An 18,647-nucleotide genomic window follows, 5' to 3' on the forward strand; every position below is an offset into this window, starting at 1 on the left:
ACCCAGACCCGGCCCCCCAAGCCCACCGACCCACCCGTCGCCACCCCCACCGGGGGGCCCGCCACCCGCCCGGCGGCGACGCCCACCCCGTAGACCCCGGCCGCACCGCGGGCGCGGCCCGCGCCGGAACCACCGCCGCACAGCAGGAGCAGGAAGGCCCGCGCCGGTATCTACCGCCCGCACGGCAGGAACAGCAAGCCTCCGCCGGGAACCACCGCCCGCACCGCAGGCGCGGCCCGCGCCGGGACCTACCGCCCGGCCACCAACTCCCGCTCCAGCGGCGTCCGGAACCGCGGCGTCACCCGCACCTCCCCCAGCCAGTCCGCCAGCCGCGCCGCCTCCGCCGCGACGGCCTCCCCCGCCGCCGCCCCGACGTCCCGGAACAGCCGCCACACCACCTCACCGTCGGCCCGCTGCGCCCAGCCGCCCACCACCTCGCCGCACCACCACACCGTCGGCCCGGCGTTGCCCGCGCGGTCGAACAGCGCCGGCACGTCCTCCGGGCGCAGGTACCAGTCCCGCCCCCGCCAGCCCATCACCGCCGGATCCAGCGCGGGCAGCAGCGCCGCCCACGGCTCGGGCTCCGCCACCGGCTCGTCGTCCCCCGGCAGCACCAGCCCGGCCGCACCGCCCGCCAGCTCCACCCCCTGCGCGTCGACGTCCGCCAGCGCCTTGCGGACGTCCCCCAGTGTCCAGCCCGTCCACCACTTCACGTCCTCGACCGTGGCCGGCCCGTACGCCGCCAGCCAGCGCCGCACCACCTCCGCCTTGGCCTCCCGCACCGGCACGTCCGGCCACTGCGGCACCAGCGCCCACGGGTAGCTGCTGCTCAGCCACGAGCCGCGCGGACGGCAGCGGCGCACGTGCCCGTCCGAGGCCAGCAGCCGTAGCAGCCGACTGCCCACGCTCTGCCGCGCCTCGTACGGCTTGCCCGCCGACATCAGCATCGTATCGCGCAACTGCGGTACGTCTGCGGCGAGTTCGGCGGTCGTCGCCTCGCCGCGCAGCGCCAGCGCGGCCAGCACCTCGCGTTCGGCCACGGCCAGCCGCGCCTCGTTCCAGCCTTCGGCGTGGTCCCGCAGGTGCTTGAGCAGCGTCGCCCGCTCCTTGGCGGCGATCGCCCGCGCCGCCGCCGCACTCACGTACGGGGCGAAGCCCTCCGTCACCGCGAAGATCGTCCGCCGCATCGACAGCAGCTTCACCAGCGACACGTCCTCGTACAGCGCCCGGTCCACCTCCGCCGCCGAGGGCCGCGCCAACCGCGCGCACGCCGACAGGTACACCGTGGCCGCGTCCGTCGCGTGCAGCCCGACCACCGCGTCCGCCACGTCCTCCACCCGCGCCGCCCGCGCCGACGGCGCCAGCAGCTGCCGCCGCCCCAGCCTGGCCCGCCGCTCCCCGTCACCGATCACCGGCACACCCCTCGTCACACCGCTCGCCGTGTCCTCGTGACGCCCCTCGCGGCGCCCCTGGTCATGCCCGGACCATAGCGCTCGCCACCGACAGTTCCGGCCCGCCGCCCGCTCCCCCGGCGGCCAGTTCGGCCGCGAGCTCCGCGAACTCCGCGAGCAGCGGCGAGGTCCGTCCGGCCGCCCAGGCCAGACAGACCCGGTTGGGCGCGATGTCGGAGATCGGGACGTGCACCACGTCCGAACGGGTGTAGAAGGCGGCCACCGACAGCGGCAGCACCACGATGCCCTCGTGCGCCGCCACGTACTCCAGCTTCTCCTCGACGGTGTCCGCACTCGGCCTCGCCCGCTCCGGCCGCCGCCCCGCGGGCACCGGCAGGTCCCGCCACTCGGGCACCGCGTCCGGGTCCTGCAGCAGCCGCTCCCCGCCCAACTCGGCCATCGTCACGGACGGTTCACCCGCCAGGCGGTGCCCGGCGGGCAACGCCACCACCCTCGGCTCGGCGAACAGCGGGCGCAGCGCCAGCCCCCGCTGATCGACCGGCAGCCGCACGAAGGACACGTCCACCCGGCCGTCCAGCACCACCTGGGCCTGGTCCCGCCAGGACGTCCGGACCACCTCCACCGCCAGCCCCTGGTGACGCCCGCACATCGCCCGCGCCACAGCCGTCACCGTGATCCCCGGCATGAAACCGACCACGAACCGGGCCCGGTCGTCCGCCGACCGCCCCACCCGGCGCCGCAACGCCTCCGCCGCCGCCAGCAGCTGCGGCGCGTCCTCCATCAACTGGCGCCCGGCGCACGTCAGTTCGGTGGACCGCCGGTCCCGCCGGAACAACTGCGCACCGAACTCCGCCTCCAACGCCCGGATCTGCCGGGACAGCACCGGCTGCGCGATGTGCAGTTCGGCCGCCGCCCGCCCGAAATGCAGCTGCCGCGCCACCGCCACGAAGTACCGCAACTTCCGCAGATCGACGTCCATCACGCGCCCGCCCTCCGGCTCCCACCTCTGCTGATACCCCGAGGGTATGACAGCGGACGGAACAGGTCTTGGACGACACCGACCCTCACGACACAGGATCGAAGCACCCTCGAAGCACCCTCGCAGAACCGCCCAGGCACCTTCGGGGCAACTCCCCCGGACCACACCCCGAGCCCGAAAGGCACCACCATGCCCCTCACCGACCAGCGCGTCCTCGTCCTCGGCGGCACCTCCGGCATCGGCCTCGCCACCGCCGACCTCGCCGCCCGACGCGGCGCCCGAGTCGTCGTCGCCTCCAGCCGCGCCGACAGCGCCGAACGCGCCCTCACCACCCTGCCCGCCGGGACCACCGCCGAAGTCGCCGACCTCACCGACAGCAACCAGGTCGCCGCCCTCTTCGACCGCGTCGGCACCATCGACCACCTGGTCTTCACCGCCGGCGAACCGCTCGCCCTCATGCCGCTGGACGACCTGGACCTCGACGCCGCCCGCCGGTTCTTCACCCTGCGCTACTTCGGCGCCCTCGACGCCGTCCGCGCCGCCGCGCCCCGGCTGCGCCCCGGCGGTTCCGTCACCCTCACCTCCGGCACCGCCGGCCTGCGACCCGGACCGGGCTGGAGCGTCGCCGCGAGCATCTGCGGAGCGATCGAGGCCCTGGTCCGGGCCCTGGCGGTGGAACTCGCCCCGATCCGGGTCAACGCCGTCCGGGCCGGCATGCTCCGCACCCCGCTCTGGTCCGGCCTGCCGGACACCGACCGCGAACAGCTCTACGCACAGGCCGCCGCCGGCCTCCCCCTCGGCCGGATCGGCGACCCCGAGGACGCCGCCGAGGCCTACGCCTACCTGATGGAACAGCGCTACGCCACCGGCACCATCGTCACCGTGGACGGCGGCACCCTGCTCGCATAAGCCCCGCTCGCCCGGGGCCCGCTCACCCACGTCCCGCTCGCCCGGCGCCCGCTCGCCCAGGCCCCGCCCGCCCGGGCCGCCGCGCCCGCCGGCACGGGACCGGTCACAGGTACAGTCCGGTCGGCCCCTCCGTGTCACCGAACCGCGTCGCGGCCACCGCATGCAGGTCCCGCTCGCGCAACAGCACGTACGTGGCGCCGCGGACCTCGACCTCCAGCTTGTCCTCCGGGTCGTACAGCACCCGGTCACCCGGCTCCACCGAGCGCACGCTCTGGCCGACGGCCACGGCCTCCGCCCACGTGCACCGCTTGCTCAGCTCCGCGGTCGCCGGAATCAGGATGCCGCCCGTCGAGCGGCGCTCGCCCTCGGCGCCCTCGATGCGCACCAGCACCCGGTCGTGCAGCATCCGGATCGGCAGCTTCTCGCCCAGCCGATCGTGCCGGGCGGAGTCGTGCGGGTGCTCGGAGTGGGTCTCGTCGTTCGTACTCACGGTCCCGAAGGTACCGTCCCCGGGCGCGGAACGTGACGCTGGCCCGGCATGCGGAAGGCCGGGCGCACACCGCGCCCGGCCCCACCCGCCGTACGGGTCAGTCCTTGCGGCGCTTGCGGGACGACGCGACCAGCAGCACCAGGCCCACCCCGACCAGCGCGGCCGGAACGATCCGCTCCTGCCGCGGCCGGCCCTTCTCGTCCACGAACTGCGCCTTGACCTTGTCCACCATGCCGCTGGCGGCCACGTACGCCCGGCCGGCCTTCTCCTCGACGGCGGCCGCCGCCCTGGCCTTGACCTGGGCGGAGATCGTGCTCGGGTGAACGCGGACGGCCAGCTCGTCCAGGGTCGACGCCAGCCGGTCGCGCGCACTCGCGATGTCCGCCTCGATCTGGGCGGTCGTCCGCGCCGACTTGTCCTGCGTGCTCGCCTCGCCCACTCGGGCCACCCCATTCACTTGCCGATGTCGATCTGTGCGATCCGTTGCCATCCGTGCGACTGACCCAGTGTGTCAGCTGCCGTGCAGGGCCGCGCGGCCCCACCCACCATCAGAGGTAAGTTTGCCGTGGTACGACCGCCCTTCACAGCAGCACGCACCAGGAGAGTCCACCCATGACTGAGCGTCTCCAGCCCGGCGACACCGCACCCGCCTTCAGCCTGTCCGACGCCGACGGCAACCAGGTCTCCCTCGCCGACCACGCGGGCCGCAAGGTCATCGTCTACTTCTACCCCAAGGCGCTCACGCCGGGATGCACCAAGCAGGCCTGCGACTTCACCGACAACCTGGAGGTCTTCGCGGGCGCCGGGTACGACGTCATCGGCATCTCCCCCGACCAGCCGGAGAAGCTCGGCAAGTTCCGCGAGACCGAGAACCTCAAGGTCACCCTGCTCTCCGACCCGGACAACAAGGTCCTGGAGGCGTACGGCGCCTACGGCGAGAAGCAGAACTACGGCCGCACCTACGTCGGTGTGATCCGCTCCACGGTGATCGTCGACGAGCACGGCAAGGTCGAGCACGCGCTGTACAACGTCAAGGCCACCGGCCACGTCGCCAAGCTGCTGCGCGACCTCAAGATCGACGCCTGAGCCCGCCGACCGGAACCGCCCGGACCGAAGCGGTGGCGGCCGTGCCTCCCTGAGGTGGGAGACGCGGTGGCGGCTCTGCGGACCTGCCGAGGATCGGGGGAGTCCGCGGGGCCGTCGTCATACCGTTCGATCTCGGGGCGCCCGGGACCGCCCGGCGACGCGAGGGCGCCGTCGCTTGAGTAAGCGAAGGCGAGTTGCGACGGCCCCCGCGCCTGCCCGGACGCGGGGGCCGACCAGTGTGCCTGCCGGTCAGGAGGTACCAGTCGGCGAGACCGACGCGGGCGGAGGCAGCAGGCAAGGGGTGGTGATGCCGAGGTACATGCGGTCCCCCCGGCCCGAGGTCTCCGCCGTCGCGGAGTACCGGCTGCTGGGGTGGTAGGCGTCGACGAGTGCATCCGGCTTGCCGTCCACGGACTCGCGGTAGCCGTTCACGGTCAGGCCCTCGCCGACCAACATGTCACGGACCTTTCTGACCACTTCGGGATGCTGTGCGCGCGGCACCGAGCTCTTTACGCTGTACATCAGGATGTACCGGTCATCGGAGGCGGTTTCACCGTTCCGGCCAGTACATGGGGTGAAGAGCGCGTCGACGGTCGCAGGATCGATCTCGATCCCGGCGGTCCGCGCCATGTGCTCGGTGATCTGTTGAGCCCAGGCCTGGGCGTCAGCCTTGGATTTCACGGGGGGTGTGTCATTCCCATCGGTCGGAGCGGTGGATGAGCACGCACCGAGCATCACGACCAGGAGCGCGGTACCGGCAAGACGCCTGGAAATCCGGGTGATGATCGCGGTCATGACGCTCCTGAGGATGGTGCGGCTCGATGGACTGGTGACAGGTTCAGTGCGGAATCCGGGGGAGGACCGTCGGCGGTCGGCCTGCGATGATTCGCCCCTGGTTCTGGAGGCTTTCACTTGTGCCTCCAGGACCGGCGTCCCAGTAGCCGCCATGTCCACTGGTGTCGATCCGGATGTTCTGCGCGCCGAAGTACATGTTCTGGGGAGCCGGGCCGGATAGGTCGCCGGCGACCTCCCGGATGAAGTCGTCCCTGGCCGTACCGACCCAGACGTGCTTCGGGTCGATGTTGAGCTCGGATGCCTTGTCCACTCCCATGCCAGGGCTGCCAAGCGCAAGGATGTCATCGGCGTTCACCCCGCCGTCCCGCGCGGCCGCGCCCACGACATAGGTGCCGTAACTGTGGGCCATGACGGTCAGGTGCGAGCAGACGCCGTTGCCGCCCTCGGCTACCCGTAGGCCCTTCGTGAAGTTGCGCAGATCCGGCGCTCCGGCGTCTCCGCGATCGGTGAAGGCCACGCTGGCGTCGCCCCACTCAGGTGTCTCGTAGCCCAGCCACGAGACGACGGCGACAGTCTCGTCGTCGGCCTTGTCCTCGGCGGCCTTCTGGAGGCGCCGGATGTGGTCCATCTGGCCCGGCACTCCGGAGAGGACCGTTCCGGTGCCCGGTACGAAGACGGCTGTGTGCTGGGAGGTGTCGGGGTTGCCGGTGGAGACGATGGCTCGGCCGTTGTGTACGTCCGGATCGATGCCGAGCAGGAACATCCGGTGCTGCTCGGGATTCCCGTCGGACGCCGTCAACTTCCTTCGGATTTCCTCCATCGCGGCTATTCGCGACTTGTACTCATCCTCGTTGATTCCGAAGTCGCCGGGCTTCCCCGTCCGGTAGGCGTCCAGCTTCTCGTCGAGTACGAGACGGTTGGCCTCGTCACGGACGGACGCGGGCAGCCCGTCGAGTTTGCCGATCTCCTTGGGGTGCAGGGCCAGGTAGGCCTCCTGCTGCTCCGTGGTGAGGCCCTTCCACCACGCCGCGGACTTCTCCGGGTCCTTGCCGTCCGGGATGTAGGGATCGACCAGGCCCAGGTCCTTCATCGCGGCGGCGGCCGCGTTCGTGGCTCCGGCGAGGTTCGCCTCGGTCGGATCGAGAACGTTCGAACTGAGTCGCCCCAAGGCCGTGTTGCCCTGATCGCTCGCCGCCTGAGCGTCCTTCAGGGCGTTGTTGATCCAGTCCTGGAAGCCCTTCATCTCCGAACCGAGCTGTTGACGTGCCTTCTGCGCCTCGGGGTCGTTCGCCTCCCCCCTGTCTGCGGGCGGGAGGCTGACGACGCCATCGGACGCCACCGTCAGGCCCGCGTCCACGGCGCGTTTCACGGCATTGGTGAGGTTGGTCTGCGCCTGGTGCATCCGGTCGGCGACGGTGTTCAGAACCAGGGCCGCGGTGTCCGACTCCATCTTGACGACGTTCAGCTGTTGTTCCGTCTTCGCCATGTACTCAAGCGCCGCCTTGGCATCGTCGCCCTCCCAGTTGCCGCACAGCGGACCGTTGACCTGGCTGCGGTGCCGCTGACCGATGCTCTCCGCTGCGTGGCCCAGGGCCGTCCAGGCCTTTGCCGCATCGTGCAGACCGTGCGGGTCGAACCTCACGAGAAGCTCGTACATGCCGGTCACTTGGGCGCCTTCTGCGGTGTGGCCCATGCACCGGCGACGGCGGAGTCGTTGTGCTCGTGGGCGGCGGCGTTGGCGTTCAGGTTGGTTGCGGTGCTCGCGAGGCGCTGTTGCAGGACACCGAGCGGCTGGGACCAGCCGGTGCCCAGCTGGCCGAGCCCGCCCGCGATCGACCAGCCGGTCAGCTGGCCGGCGACGGTGCTGCTGGTGTTCAGCGCGTTCTGAACGGGGGTGCCGAACTCCTCGCCCAGGCTCTTCGCGATACCTGCGGACGCCCGCAGATCGGCTGGTTTGACGATGACCTTGCCGGTGGCGTTGTCGCTCACTGGTTCCCCCCAGGTGTTTGACACGCGTACATGCGTTCCACGGAACGTTAACTGAGCTCTGCGCGCTCCGTATCCGTTCAGATACTCAGATCGCACGGACAGTCGGCGGGCCGTCTTGGCCACTCGGGCGGTACGCGCGGGCTTGACGGCCTCGATGCTGCAGGTCAGGCCGATGGTCTCGGCGCCTAGCCGGAGTTCTTCCGGCAGCAGGGGCACGCCAGTGGCCCGGCCGCAGGTGACGCGGTGGACGACCGGGCCGGGTGGCCCCAACCGGGGCACGGTCCTGATCGGCGCGGCGCAGCGCTTGGCGAGTGAATCCGCGCCTGCGGACGAAGTCGACGCCTCGCACTTCACCTGACAGTCCCGCGCCCGGCGAGCGGTTCCCGTGGTGGGGCATCCAGTCGGACGGCCTCCGGCCGCCGTGGCCGAACTGCCGTTCCGTCACTGACGTGTACCGCGGCGGGACGAGGCGGAAGAAGAAGCGCAGGGCAGCTCACGGAATCGCGGTGTTCCCAGCGGAAGCGAACCCCTAGACTAGAGGCCAGGCGGCCTTGGCGGAGCTGGCAGACGCGCCGGACTTAGGATCCGGTGGGGGAAACCCCGTGAGGGTTCGAATCCCTCAGGCCGCACCAGTCTTGTACCTTCAGATCGAAGGCCCACCTTGGAGGGTTTCTCCGGGTGGGCCTTCGGTGTTTCGACTGCCTGTCAGCCGACCAGCTCCTTCACCACCGGCGCCAGCGCGCGGAAGGCCTGGCCGCGATGGCTGATGGCGTTCTTCTCGTCGGCCGTCAGCTCCGCGCAGGTGCGCGTCTCGCCCAGCGGCTGGAGGATCGGGTCGTAGCCGAAGCCGCCGTCGCCGGCCGGGGCGGTGCGCAGGGTGCCGAGGAGGCGGCCCTCGACGACGCGCTCGGTGCCGTCGGGCAGGGCGAGGGCGGCGGCGCAGAAGAAGTGGGCTCCGCGGTGCGGCTCGGCGATGTCGGAGAGCTGGGCGAGCAAGAGGTCGAGGTTGGCGCGGTCGTCGCCGTGCTTGCCGGCCCAGCGGGCGGAGAAGATGCCGGGCGCGCCGTTCAGCACGTCCACGCAGAGGCCGGAGTCGTCGGCGACGGCGGGCAGGCCGGTGGCGTCGGCCAGGGCGTGGGCCTTGAGCAGGGCGTTCTCGGCGAAGGTGACGCCGGTCTCGGGGACGTCCGGGATCTGGGGGTAGGCGTCGGCGCCGACGAGTTCGACGTCCAGTCCGGCGTCGGTGAGGATGGCGCGCAGCTCGGCGACCTTGTGCCGGTTGCGGGTGGCGAGGATCAGGCGGGTGGACATATCGCCCACCCTATCGAGCGCCGCCGGGTGGCGTCGGGCCGTCAGCCGGTGCACACCGAGGTGAGGTTGCCGGCCGCGTCGCCGAGCGGTTTGAGGTCGGGGACCTGGTTCTTGTCGGCGGCCCGCTGCACGTTGTCGACCTGCTTCTGCAGATCGGTGACGGCCTTGGCGACGTCGGTGTTCTTGGAGTTCTTCCCGACCTGGTCGAGGTCGGTCTTGAGCTTCTGCAGGGCCTTCCCGGCGCCGGCCGAGTCGTTGCTGGCGTTGTCGTAGGCCTTGGTGACGTCGGCGATGTCGCCGGTGATCTTCACGGCGGTGTTGCCGCAGTCGATCGCCTTCTGTGCGGCGGAGCAGCTCACCATGCTGAGCGGGAGGATCGCGATCAGTCCGGCCACGGCGAGGGCGGCGGGGCGGGCGATGCTCGACGGCATCCGGTCCTCCTGGGGGGCGCGGGTTCCGTGGTGTGGGACGCGCGCCGACGGGTGCGCGGTTCCCGCAGCGGGGGTGCTGCGGGAACCGTACGGTCTCCGGGCCCGGCCTGTACAGCAGGCCGTACGCGCGTGCGCCCGGCGTTCACGGAGCTCACGGAGCTCACGGAGCGGCGGCCTGGTGCTTTCGGCCTTCGAGGGCCTCGCCCCGGTGGGGTTCAGCCTTCGAGGGCCTTGCGCTGGATCTCGTCGAGTTCCGCGCAGCCGAGGGTGCCGAGGTCGAGCAGCCGGTCGAGGAGCTCGCGGTCGAACGGCGCGCCCTCGGCGGTGCCCTGGACCTCGACGAAGCGGCCGTCGGCGGTGCAGACGATGTTCATGTCGGTCTCGGCGCGCACGTCCTCCTCGTACTGGAGGTCGAGCATCGGGACGCCGTCGATGATGCCGACGCTGACGGCGCTGACGCCGCCGGTGATGGGCTGGCCCTTGGCGCGCAGGATCTTCTTGTCGCGGGCCCAGGCGACGGCGTCGACGAGGGCGACGTAGGCGCCGGTGATGGCGGCGGTGCGGGTGCCGCCGTCGGCCTGGAGGACGTCGCAGTCGAGGACGATGGTGTTCTCGGCGAGGGCGCGGTGGTCCACGGCGGCGCGCAGCGAGCGGCCGATGAGCCGGCTGATCTCGTGGGTGCGGCCGCCGATGCGGCCCTTGACGGCTTCTCGGTCGCCGCGGGTGTTGGTGGCGCGCGGCAGCATGGAGTACTCGGCGGTGACCCAGCCTTCGCCGGTGCCCTTGCGCCAGCGGGGGACGCCTTCGGTGACGCTGGCGGTGCACAGCACCTTGGTGTCGCCGTAGGAGATGAGGACGGAGCCTTCGGCGTGCTTGCTCCAGCCTCGTTCGATGGTGATCGGGCGGAGCTGGTCGGGGGTGCGGCCGTCGATGCGTGACATAGGCATTGAGCGTAGTGGTTCGGGTCGGCGGGGCCGTCCGGGTGCGCCGCGGCCCGCCGTCCTCGTGGGGGTCGGCGGGCCGGGCGGGTGAGCGCGGGTGGTTCAGCTCACATCATGTCTTCGATGTCGGCGGCGATCGGGTCGGCGTCGGTGCCGATGACGACCTGGATCGCGGTGCCCATCTTGACGACGCCGTGGGCGCCGGCGGCCTTGAGGGCGGTCTCGTCGACCAGGGAGGCGTCCTTGACCTCGGTGCGCAGGCGGGTGATGCAGCCTTCGACCTCTTCGATGTTGTCGATGCCGCCCAGTCCGGCGACGATCTTCTCAGCCTTGCTGGCCATCTGTCTTCTCCCTCTGTCTCGGCCCGCCAGCCGCTCTGCCGGGTGCCGTCGTGCGTCGTGCTCGTGGGGGTGTGTTCCTCGGCCGGGGTGCGGCGAGGTCGGTGCCGGTGGCTGATGCGGGTTCAGCTGCGGCCGTGCTGCCGGGCAGCGCGACCAGCATCACCTGTGCCAGTCCGGTCTGTCACGTCAAGCCACTTTTGGCCCATTCCGGCGGGCAGCCTCCCGATCGCCGCCCGAAGATGACGATCAGCGGGGCCGGCGTCCCGGAGTGCGGCCTGCGTCCCAAGGTGGTCTACACCAATATATGTGTACTCCGAGGAAACGCGGGACGGGCCCCCGGTGTTCCTGGCCCCGCCCGAGGGTTCCGCAAGGGGCCACCGGCCGGCAACTGCTCCCGGAGGGCGAAGGATGAGTTCGGCAGGCGCCACGGCTCCGCGGACCGTGTGGTGGCACACCTTCTACGGCGGCCTCCAGAAGATGGGCCGCTCGCTGCAGCTGCCGGTGGCCGTGCTCCCGGCGGCGGGCATCCTCAACCGGCTCGGCCAACCGGACGTGTTCGGCAAGGACGGCCTCGGCTGGAACAACGTCGCCAAGGTCTTCGCCGCGGCCGGCGGAGCGCTCCTCGACTCCTCGCTCGGCCTGCCGATGCTGTTCTGCATCGGCGTGGCGATCGGCATGGCCAAGAAGGCGGACGGCTCGACGGCCCTGGCGGCCGTGGTCGGCTTCCTCGTCTTCTACCAGGTCCTGCACGCATTTCCGGAGAGCTGCAAGCCGCCGACGGTCCTGGTCAGCGACCAGTGCGTGGACTACTCCTCGGCGAAGGCGGCCAAGGCGACGTACCAGAACCCGGGGGTGCTGGGCGGCATCCTGATCGGCCTCATGTCGGCCTGGCTGTGGGTGCGGTTCCACCGCACCAGGCTGGTCGACTGGCTGGGCTTCTTCAACGGCCGCCGCCTGGTGCCGATGATCACCGCCCTGGTCGGCATGCTGACGGCCGTTCTCGCGCTCTGGGTCTGGCCGCCGATCGGCCGCGGCCTCAACGACTTCTCGCAGGACCTGGCCGATCTCGGCGCGGGGGGCGCCGGCATCTTCGGCCTGGCCAACCGGGCACTGCTGCTGATCGGCATGCACCAGTTGCTGAACACCTTCGTCTGGTTCCAGTTCGGCGAGTTCACGAAGGCCGACGGCACGATCGTGCACGGCGACATCCCGCGTTTCCTGGCGGGCGACCCGACGGCCGGCCAGTTCCAGTCCGGCTTCTTCCCGATCATGATGTTCGCACTGCCCGCCGCCGCACTCGCGATCGCGCACTCCGCGAAGCCGCACCGGCGCAAGGAGATCTACGGCCTGATGCTCTCGGTCGGCCTCACCTCCTTCGTCACCGGCGTCACCGAGCCGATCGAGTACTCCTTCGCCTACATCGCCCCGGCCCTGTACGCCGTGCACGCCCTGCTGACCGGCGCCTCGATGGCGGTGACGTGGGGGCTCGGGGTGCACGACGGGTTCAGCTTCTCGGCAGGCCTGATCGACTACGTGATCAACTGGGGACTGGCCACCAAACCGTGGCTGATCATCGTCATCGGCCTCTGCTTCGCCCTGGTGTACTACGCGCTCTTCCGGTTCATCATCGTCAAATTCGACCTGAAAACACCGGGGCGGGAAGACGAGACGGAAGTCGAGGACGTCACCAAGGCCTGATTCCCGAAATCCCCGGCCGTCCACCGCCAAAGGCCACCACCGCAAAGGCCGTCCACCATAACGGCCGTCCACCACAAAGGCCGTCCACCACAAAGGCCCTCGGGTCCTCGCCCCGAGGGCCTTCGGCATTTCGGGAACGGACCCATTCCCCTTCCCGGCGGCCACCCGGAAGGCAGTTCGGCCGCGATCCGGCCGCGTCGGCGGGGTGCCGGCAGGGGCGGCCGCGCGCGGGACACCGCATCCGGCCTGCCCAGCGACGTCGCGATCACTCTCAGCAGCCGTCGGACGTGCCGCGGAGCGGGGCGATCGCCCGGCGGCCACCCCTGGGGGCGGCTCCGGTCTCCGTCCCGACGGGCCGCCGCACGGGCGCGGCGGAGGCCCCGCGCTTTTTGTTGCGCAAATAGCCAAAATCCCGATCGCACCCGTAATCATGATCGTCGTTCCGCAAGTAGGTTTCGATTTCATAGCGCTTCCGGGCGACGGCGCTTTCCGGGGTTCCCCGCCCTCTCCACCCGTGCTACAAACTGGTCTACACCACCCGTGGTGTAGACCAGTTCGCGGTTCGGCCTCCGTGCCCATCCCCCGCCCGACCGCCATGCCGTTAGGAACCCACCCCCATGAGTCAGTCTGCGCAGGCACCGGCGCCCGCCACGGCTCCGGCCGCGCCAAGCCCCGCCAAGAAGTTCGGCCAGAACCTCCTCCAGGGTCTCCAGAAGATCGGCCGCAGCCTCCAGCTGCCCATCGCGGTGCTCCCCGCCGCCGGTCTCCTGATGCGCCTCGGCCAGGACGACGTGTTCGGCAAGGACGGCCTCGGCTGGGACAAGGTCGCAGCGGTGTTCAACACCGCCGGCACCTCGGTCTTCGACGCCCTGCCGCTGCTGTTCGCGGTGGGCATCGCGATCGGCTTCGCCAAGAAGGCGGACGGCTCCACGGCCCTCGCCGCGCTGGTCGGCTTCCTGGTCTACAAGAACGTCCTCACCGCGTTCCCGATCACCGAGTACAAGATCCTCCCCGGCAAGGACGAGGCCGCCACCTACCAGAACCCCGGCGTGCTGGGCGGCATCGTGATAGGCCTGCTGGCCGCGGTGCTCTGGCAGAAGTACCACCGCACGCGGCTGGTCGACTGGCTCGGCTTCTTCAACGGCCGCCGACTGGTGCCGATCCTGATGGCCTTCGTCGGCACCGGCGTCGGTGTCTTCTTCGGCCTGGCCTGGGGTCCGATCGGCGACGCCATCAAGAGCCTGAACGACAGCCTGATCGGTGCCGGCGCGTTCGGCGCGGGGGCGTTCGGCCTGATCAACCGAGGTCTGCTGCCGGTCGGCATGCACCAGTTCGTGAACTCGTTCGCCTGGTTCCAGACCGGCGACTTCACCAAGCCCGACGGCACCGTCGTGCACGGCGACCTGACCCGCTTCTTCGCCGGCGACCCGACCGCCGGGCAGTTCATGTCGGGCTTCTACCCGATCATGATGTTCGCGCTGCCCGCCGCCGCACTGGCCATCGCCCACGCCGCCAAGCCGCACCGCCGCAAGGCCATCACCGGCATGATGGTGTCGCTCGCCCTGACCTCCTTCGTCACCGGTGTCACCGAGCCGATCGAGTTCGCCTTCGTCTTCATCGCCCCGGCGCTGTACGTCATCCACGCGCTGCTCACCGCCGTCTCCATGGCCGTCACCTGGGCGCTCGGCGTGCACGACGGCTTCACCTTCTCCGGCGGCCTGATCGACTACCTGCTGGCCTGGAACAAGGCCACCGACCCCTGGATGATCATCCCGCTCGGCCTGGTCTTCGCCGCGCTGTACTACTTCCTCTTCCGCTTCGCGATCACCAAGTTCGACCTCAAGACCCCCGGTCGCGAGGACGACGACGAGATCGAGGACGTCACCAAGGCCTGACGCCCGCGTCCGGCTCCTTCCCGAGGCCCCGCCCCGCCACTGCTCCCCCAGCGGCCGGGCGGGGCCTTGCGCGTGCGCCCGTCCCCGGTCGGAGGTGAGGACCCGGCCGGGAACCCGCTAGATCCACCCCCGCTGAGCCGCGTGCACGCCGGCCTGGAAGCGGCTCTCCGCGCCCAGGCCGGCGATCAGCTCGGCGACCAGCCGGCGCACCGTACGCTCCGACACTTCCAGCTTGCGGGCGATCGCCACGTCCGTCAGGCCGGCCGCCAGCAGCTGCAGCACGGTGAGTTGGCGGTCGGTCATCTCGACTTCCTCCGGACCGAGCTCGGTAGGAGTCCAGGCCGCCGACCAGAAGTACTCGAACAGCTCGGCGACCAGCGCGACCACGGCCGGATCACGGACCACCACCGCCGCCTCGGCGACGGGTGGGCACCCGCCCCCGGCCTGGCGACCGGAAGGTGCCCCCGGGCCGGTGCCCCGGAAAGCGCCCGGGCCCGAACCGGGCGCGGGCAGGATCGCCAGCCGGGCGTCCACCACGATCAGCCAGAGCGGCAGCGAGTGCGCGGCCCGGATCCGGGCCCCGGCCCCGGTCAGCTCCCGCACGTGCGCCAGCACGGCGGGGCGGCGCAGCGCCGCGGCCGGATAGATGGTGCGCAGGGCGGCGCCGTGGGTGAGGACGAGGCGTTCGCGGGCGAGCTTGTCGGCCAGGGCGGGGCCGGAGAGGTCCTGGCCGGGGCGCAGGGAGAGGGCCTCGGTGCGGGCACCGCGGGCGGCGTCCTCCAGTAGGGCGGCGATCCGGTCGGCGCCGCGGACGAGTTCGAGGCCGGTGTCGGCGCGGTGGTGCTGCTGGGCGGGCAGGTAGCCGGTGTGCAGCCGGTCGACGGCGTCGCGGGCGCGGCGCAGTTCGGCGACCAGGGCGGTGACCCGGGTGTCGGTGTCGAGGAGGAGTTGGCGGACCGCGGTGTCGACCGAGACCGCGGTCTCGGCAGGGACGGCACGGTCGGCGCGGTCGATCCCGTCGGGGCAGTCGATCCGGTCGGCGCGGTCGATCCGGTCGGCGCGGTCGCCGGGGGCGGCTGCCTCGCCGGTGCGGTGTCCGGCCGTGGGCTGGAGGAGTCCCAGCGCGCGCAGTTCGGCGGTGGCGGCGCCGAGCCGGGGCCCGTCCCAGTGGAGGCCGAGGGCTTCGGGCGGGCGGCCTGGTTCGGCGAGCAGGCGGGCGTAGAGCTGGGTGGCGTCGGTGCCGGTTGGCCTCTCCATCGGCGCAGCCTAGTGAGGGCGGCCGGGGCCCGGGCGAGGGCTTCCGCTCTGCGAGACGACGGCGCGGTCGGGCCAAGTCCGGCGCCCGGTACGGCGGTTCCGCTCCCGGTCATGGCCGGTTCCGGTCGGCTCCGGCGGGCTGACCTGCGGTGCGGCGGCGCACAGGATGAGCGGCATGGCTCTTCCCGAAGCTTCGACGATCTGGTTGGACGGCGCCCTGGTGCCCTGGCAGGAGGCCCGGGTGCACGTCCTCACGCACGGCCTGCACTATGGCACGGGTGTGCTGGAGGGCACCCGGGTGTTCGCGACCGCGGACGGCCCGGCGGTGTTCCGGCTGCCCGAGCACCTGCGCCGACTGGACCGCAGCGCCCGGATGATCAGAATGGAACTCCCTTACGGGCTCGCCGACTTGACGAAGGCGACGCTCGACCTGGTGCGCGCCAACGGCCACCGGGACTGCTACCTGCGGCACTTCGCCTTCCTCGGCTACGGCACGATGGGCATCGACATGCGGCACTCACCGGTCGGCGTGTCGATCGCGAGCTGGGAGTGGCGGGGCCAACTCCCCTGCCCCGAAGGCGGGATCACGCTGAAGACCAGCAGCTGGCGGCGGAACGACCCGAACGCGGTGCCGCCCGCCGCGAAGGCCACCGGCCCGTACCTGAACTCGGTGCTCGCCCGCCGGGAGGCCAACGACGCGGGCTACGACGAGGCGCTGCTGCTCGGCGCGGACGGCACGGTGAGCGAGTGCACCGGGGAGAACGTGTTCGCCGTGCGCGACGGGGTGCTGCGCACGCCCCCGGCGAGCGCGGGCGCCCTGGAGGGGATCACCCAGGACACCGTGCTCACCCTGGCCCGGGACCGGCGCATCGAGGTCCGCGTCGAGAGCCTCCTGCGTTCGGACCTGTACGCGGCGGACGAGCTCTTCGTCTGCGGCACGGCCGCCGGCATCGTCCCGGTCCGCTCCCTGGACGACCGTGCCCTGCCCACCGCTCCCGGCCCGGTCACCGCGCTCCTGGCCGAGGCCTACCGGGCGGCGGTGACGGGCGCCGACCCGCGCTACCGGCACTGGCTGACACCGGTGGCCTGAGACGGCCCGGTCAGATCTCGTAGACCGCGCCGGCCCGGGCGATCTCGACCGGCCCGGCGTAGGCGGCGGCGGCGTCGCGGCGGTTGTGCTCGGCGTCGGTCCACGGGGGGATGTGGGTGAGGACGAGGCGGTGGGCGCCGGCGGCGGTGGCGTGCTCGCCGGCTTCGCGGCCGTTGAGGTGGACGGCCTGGTAGGTGTCGCGGCCGTCGATGTACGCGGCCTCGCAGAGGAAGAGGTCGGCGTCGCGCGCGAGTTCGACGAGTTCGGCGCTCTCGCCGGTGTCGCCGCTGTAGGCCAGGGAGCGGCCGCCGTGTTCGAGGCGGAAGGCGAAGGCGTCGACGGGGTGGTTGACCTGGGCGACGGTGATCCGGAACGGCCCGAGTCCGAAGCTGCCGGGGGTGAGGGTGCGGAACTCGAACACCTCCTTCATCCCCGGGTTCTCCGGCATGTCGTAGGCGCGGGCGAGCCGTTCGGGCGTGCCGGCCGGCCCGTACACGGGCAGCAGTTCGGGGCAGCCCTCGGCGCGGTAGTTGCGGGCCACCCAGTAGGCGCACAGGTCGACGCAGTGGTCGGCGTGGAGGTGGCTGAGCAGGACGGCGTCGACGTCGTAGAGGCCGGTGTACTTCTGCAGGGCGCCGAGCGCTCCGTTGCCGAGGTCGAGGACGACGCGGTAGCCGTCGGCCTCGACCAGGTAGCTGGAGCAGGGCGAGTCGGCGGACGGGAAGCTCCCCGAGCACCCCACCACGGTCAGTTTCATCCGAGCCCCTCCGCCCCGACACGTCCTGGCTGCTGCTGGATAGCGGCATGGAAAACATGAAAAACGGCATGGAAAACGGCAGGCCGGGCCGGGGAACCGGCCGGTAGCACTGCATTGGTGTGTCGAGGGTAAGGGCGGAGCGGCACTTTGCCCCCGTCCCCGTGCCGGGCTGTGGCTGGAATCACCAGAACGCCGGGGACGGGGGCGGGGCGGGAGCAGGGCGCGCTCAGCGGTGCCGGGGAGGGCTCAGCGGTGCCCGGGGCGGTTGCGGGCCCAGGCGCGGATGGTGTCGGGGTACCAGCGGGGGTGCCCGCTGCCGTCGAAGGCGTCCGGGTCGGGCAGCAGCCCGTGCCTGCGGTAGCTGCGGACGGTCTCGGGCCGGACGTTGATGTGGCGGGCGATCTCGGCGTAGGACCACAGCATGCTTCTCGTCACACGGCACCTCCGGGGCGGGGCGGAGTTTCGTGACGCAGCCTCTCCAGGTACGGCCGGGCCATCGGCGCAGAACGGGCACCGTGGCCGTTTCGTGACGAACCGGGAGCAACGCGCGGACAAATGCCCGACTGTCACAGCCGTCACGGTGGTGGCGTTCACCGCCGGGCCGGTACGGTTCGCCGCATGAACGGCATGACTGGTACCTGGGTCGTCCTGGCGCTGGCCGGCGTCGCGCTGCTGGTGGCCGCCGCGGTGGCGCTGGTGCGGCGCACCCGTCCGGCTCCGCGTCCGGCCGGGCCGACCGGCCCGCGGCCTCGCCCGGACACCAAGGCGGCCCCCGGGCCGCAGGAGATCTGGTGGGCGGAGGTGCCGTTCGAGGAAGGCCCCGGTGCCAAGGACCGCCCGTGCCTGGTGCTGCGGGTGCACGGCGGGACCGCCACCGTCGTGAAGATCACCAGCAAGCACCACGCCGACCGCCCGGGCGTGCTGCCGCTGCCGCCGGGTTCGGTGGGCGACCGGCAGGGCCGGGCCAGCTGGCTGGAGACCGACGAGCTGCGCGAGGTGCCGCTGTCGGCCTTCCGCCGCCGGGCCGGCACGGTGGACCGTCAGGTCTGGGCCCGGGCGCAGCGGGTGCTGAACCGGTAGCGGGCGCCGGGCCGGTAGCGGGCGCCGGGCCGGTAGCGGGCGTCGGCCCGGCTGGGCCGGTCGCGACGGGAGCAGCGGCCGGCTAGGTGTTCTGGCCCATGAGGTTGGGAACGCGGCTGGCGGGTGGTTTGCCTGCGAGTGCGGTGTGTCCGCGGTGGTGATTGTAGGTGTGGAGCCAGTCGGGGT

20 protein-coding genes, 1 tRNA gene and 1 pseudogene are annotated in these 18,647 nt (G+C 71.7%); 7 read left to right on the plus strand and 15 right to left on the minus strand.

All coding sequences use genetic code 11. The annotated features are described in order from the left end of the window. Positions 1–248 precede the first annotated feature (248 nt). Positions 249–1,418 carry a winged helix DNA-binding domain-containing protein gene (locus tag IF30_RS0137510; RefSeq protein ID WP_051712060.1) on the minus strand — a complete coding sequence of 390 codons (1,170 nt, stop codon included), beginning with the start codon at positions 1,416–1,418 and terminating at the stop codon, positions 249–251. Between the two features lie 55 nt (positions 1,419–1,473). After that, complete coding sequence (locus IF30_RS0137515) at positions 1,474–2,391, minus strand: LysR family transcriptional regulator (RefSeq protein WP_030247045.1); 918 nt, start codon at positions 2,389–2,391, stop codon at positions 1,474–1,476. A 189-nt stretch (positions 2,392–2,580) separates the two neighbouring features. On the opposite strand from IF30_RS0137515, the gene IF30_RS0137520 reads away from it, so the two are divergent. Next, complete coding sequence (locus IF30_RS0137520) at positions 2,581–3,300, plus strand: SDR family oxidoreductase (RefSeq protein WP_030247046.1); 720 nt, start codon at positions 2,581–2,583, stop codon at positions 3,298–3,300. A 103-nt stretch (positions 3,301–3,403) separates the two neighbouring features. Here the strand turns inward: IF30_RS0137520 and IF30_RS0137525 are convergent, their stop codons facing one another. Together IF30_RS0137525 and IF30_RS0137530 are read right to left on the minus strand one after the other, a co-directional pair. Beyond that, the gene (locus IF30_RS0137525) at positions 3,404–3,706 is read right to left on the minus strand and encodes a GroES family chaperonin (protein WP_078892017.1); all 303 of its coding nucleotides are present in this window, start codon (positions 3,704–3,706) and stop codon (positions 3,404–3,406) included. Positions 3,707–3,887: 181 nt separating this feature from the next. Then, positions 3,888–4,229 carry a DUF3618 domain-containing protein gene (locus IF30_RS0137530; RefSeq protein WP_030247051.1) on the minus strand — a complete coding sequence of 114 codons (342 nt, stop codon included), beginning with the start codon at positions 4,227–4,229 and terminating at the stop codon, positions 3,888–3,890. Positions 4,230–4,402: 173 nt separating this feature from the next. On the opposite strand from IF30_RS0137530, the gene bcp reads away from it, so the two are divergent. Then, positions 4,403–4,876, plus strand: a complete 474-nt coding sequence (gene bcp / locus IF30_RS0137535) for a thioredoxin-dependent thiol peroxidase (protein WP_030247058.1) — start codon at positions 4,403–4,405, stop codon at positions 4,874–4,876. Between the two features lie 249 nt (positions 4,877–5,125). On the opposite strand, the gene IF30_RS0137540 is transcribed toward bcp, so the two are convergent. The 3 genes from IF30_RS0137540 to IF30_RS0137550 are packed head-to-tail and all read right to left on the minus strand — an operon-like array spanning position 5,126 to position 7,660. Beyond that, on the minus strand, positions 5,126–5,671 hold the full coding sequence (locus IF30_RS0137540; protein WP_030247059.1) for a hypothetical protein: 546 nt from the start codon (positions 5,669–5,671) through the stop codon (positions 5,126–5,128). A 43-nt stretch (positions 5,672–5,714) separates the two neighbouring features. After that, positions 5,715–7,328 (minus strand): alpha/beta hydrolase, encoded by a 1,614-nt coding sequence (locus IF30_RS42600; protein ID WP_234322989.1) that lies wholly within the window; start codon positions 7,326–7,328, stop codon positions 5,715–5,717. Positions 7,329–7,333: 5 nt separating this feature from the next. Further along, the gene (locus IF30_RS0137550) at positions 7,334–7,660 is read right to left on the minus strand and encodes a hypothetical protein (RefSeq protein WP_030247063.1); all 327 of its coding nucleotides are present in this window, start codon (positions 7,658–7,660) and stop codon (positions 7,334–7,336) included. Between the two features lie 545 nt (positions 7,661–8,205). Between IF30_RS0137550 and IF30_RS0137555 the strand changes: the two genes are divergently transcribed. Next, positions 8,206–8,292, plus strand: a tRNA-Leu gene (locus IF30_RS0137555). Positions 8,293–8,365: 73 nt separating this feature from the next. On the opposite strand, the gene rdgB is transcribed toward IF30_RS0137555, so the two are convergent. The 4 genes from rdgB to IF30_RS0137575 all read right to left on the minus strand — a co-directional run bounded on the left by rdgB (position 8,366) and on the right by IF30_RS0137575 (position 10,684). After that, positions 8,366–8,971 (minus strand): RdgB/HAM1 family non-canonical purine NTP pyrophosphatase, encoded by a 606-nt coding sequence (rdgB, locus tag IF30_RS0137560; RefSeq protein WP_030247064.1) that lies wholly within the window; start codon positions 8,969–8,971, stop codon positions 8,366–8,368. A 41-nt stretch (positions 8,972–9,012) separates the two neighbouring features. Further along, positions 9,013–9,402 (minus strand): hypothetical protein, encoded by a 390-nt coding sequence (locus IF30_RS0137565; RefSeq protein WP_030247067.1) that lies wholly within the window; start codon positions 9,400–9,402, stop codon positions 9,013–9,015. A gap of 215 nt (positions 9,403–9,617) precedes the next feature. Continuing rightward, entirely contained in the window at positions 9,618–10,343 is a 726-nt protein-coding gene (gene rph / locus IF30_RS0137570; RefSeq protein WP_030247069.1) for a ribonuclease PH, read from the minus strand. 107 nt (positions 10,344–10,450) lie between these two features. Continuing rightward, positions 10,451–10,684 (minus strand): glucose PTS transporter subunit EIIB, encoded by a 234-nt coding sequence (locus IF30_RS0137575; RefSeq protein ID WP_030247070.1) that lies wholly within the window; start codon positions 10,682–10,684, stop codon positions 10,451–10,453. A 408-nt stretch (positions 10,685–11,092) separates the two neighbouring features. Here IF30_RS0137575 and IF30_RS0137580 point away from each other — a divergent pair, with 408 nt between their 5' ends. Both IF30_RS0137580 and IF30_RS0137585 read left to right on the plus strand, forming a co-directional pair. After that, positions 11,093–12,382: a PTS transporter subunit EIIC gene (locus IF30_RS0137580; protein ID WP_030247072.1), complete on the plus strand. Its 1,290-nt coding sequence runs from the start codon at positions 11,093–11,095 to the stop codon at positions 12,380–12,382. 617 nt (positions 12,383–12,999) lie between these two features. Beyond that, positions 13,000–14,277: a PTS transporter subunit EIIC gene (locus IF30_RS0137585; RefSeq protein ID WP_030247075.1), complete on the plus strand. Its 1,278-nt coding sequence runs from the start codon at positions 13,000–13,002 to the stop codon at positions 14,275–14,277. Positions 14,278–14,394: 117 nt separating this feature from the next. On the opposite strand, the gene IF30_RS48340 is transcribed toward IF30_RS0137585, so the two are convergent. Continuing rightward, entirely contained in the window at positions 14,395–15,534 is a 1,140-nt protein-coding gene (locus IF30_RS48340; RefSeq protein WP_030247077.1) for a helix-turn-helix transcriptional regulator, read from the minus strand. A gap of 175 nt (positions 15,535–15,709) precedes the next feature. Here IF30_RS48340 and IF30_RS0137595 point away from each other — a divergent pair, with 175 nt between their 5' ends. Beyond that, positions 15,710–16,624: a branched-chain amino acid transaminase gene (locus IF30_RS0137595; RefSeq protein WP_030247079.1), complete on the plus strand. Its 915-nt coding sequence runs from the start codon at positions 15,710–15,712 to the stop codon at positions 16,622–16,624. Between the two features lie 10 nt (positions 16,625–16,634). Here IF30_RS0137595 and IF30_RS0137600 read toward each other — a convergent pair whose 3' ends face one another. After that, on the minus strand, positions 16,635–17,381 hold the full coding sequence (locus IF30_RS0137600; RefSeq protein WP_030247082.1) for an MBL fold metallo-hydrolase: 747 nt from the start codon (positions 17,379–17,381) through the stop codon (positions 16,635–16,637). Positions 17,382–17,627: 246 nt separating this feature from the next. Further along, positions 17,628–17,816: a MerR family transcriptional regulator gene (locus tag IF30_RS0137605; RefSeq protein ID WP_030247083.1), complete on the minus strand. Its 189-nt coding sequence runs from the start codon at positions 17,814–17,816 to the stop codon at positions 17,628–17,630. A 183-nt stretch (positions 17,817–17,999) separates the two neighbouring features. Here IF30_RS0137605 and IF30_RS0137610 point away from each other — a divergent pair, with 183 nt between their 5' ends. Beyond that, a complete protein-coding gene (locus IF30_RS0137610) occupies positions 18,000–18,461 on the plus strand; it encodes a type II toxin-antitoxin system PemK/MazF family toxin (protein WP_420791199.1) in 462 nt (153 codons plus the stop codon). A gap of 82 nt (positions 18,462–18,543) precedes the next feature. Here IF30_RS0137610 and IF30_RS47270 read toward each other — a convergent pair. Beyond that, positions 18,544–18,647, minus strand: a pseudogene (locus tag IF30_RS47270) (IS481 family transposase); the annotation flags it as partial.

This window comes from Streptomyces sp. NRRL S-350 (genome assembly GCF_000719705.1).
GTDB lineage: Bacteria > Actinomycetota > Actinomycetes > Streptomycetales > Streptomycetaceae > Kitasatospora.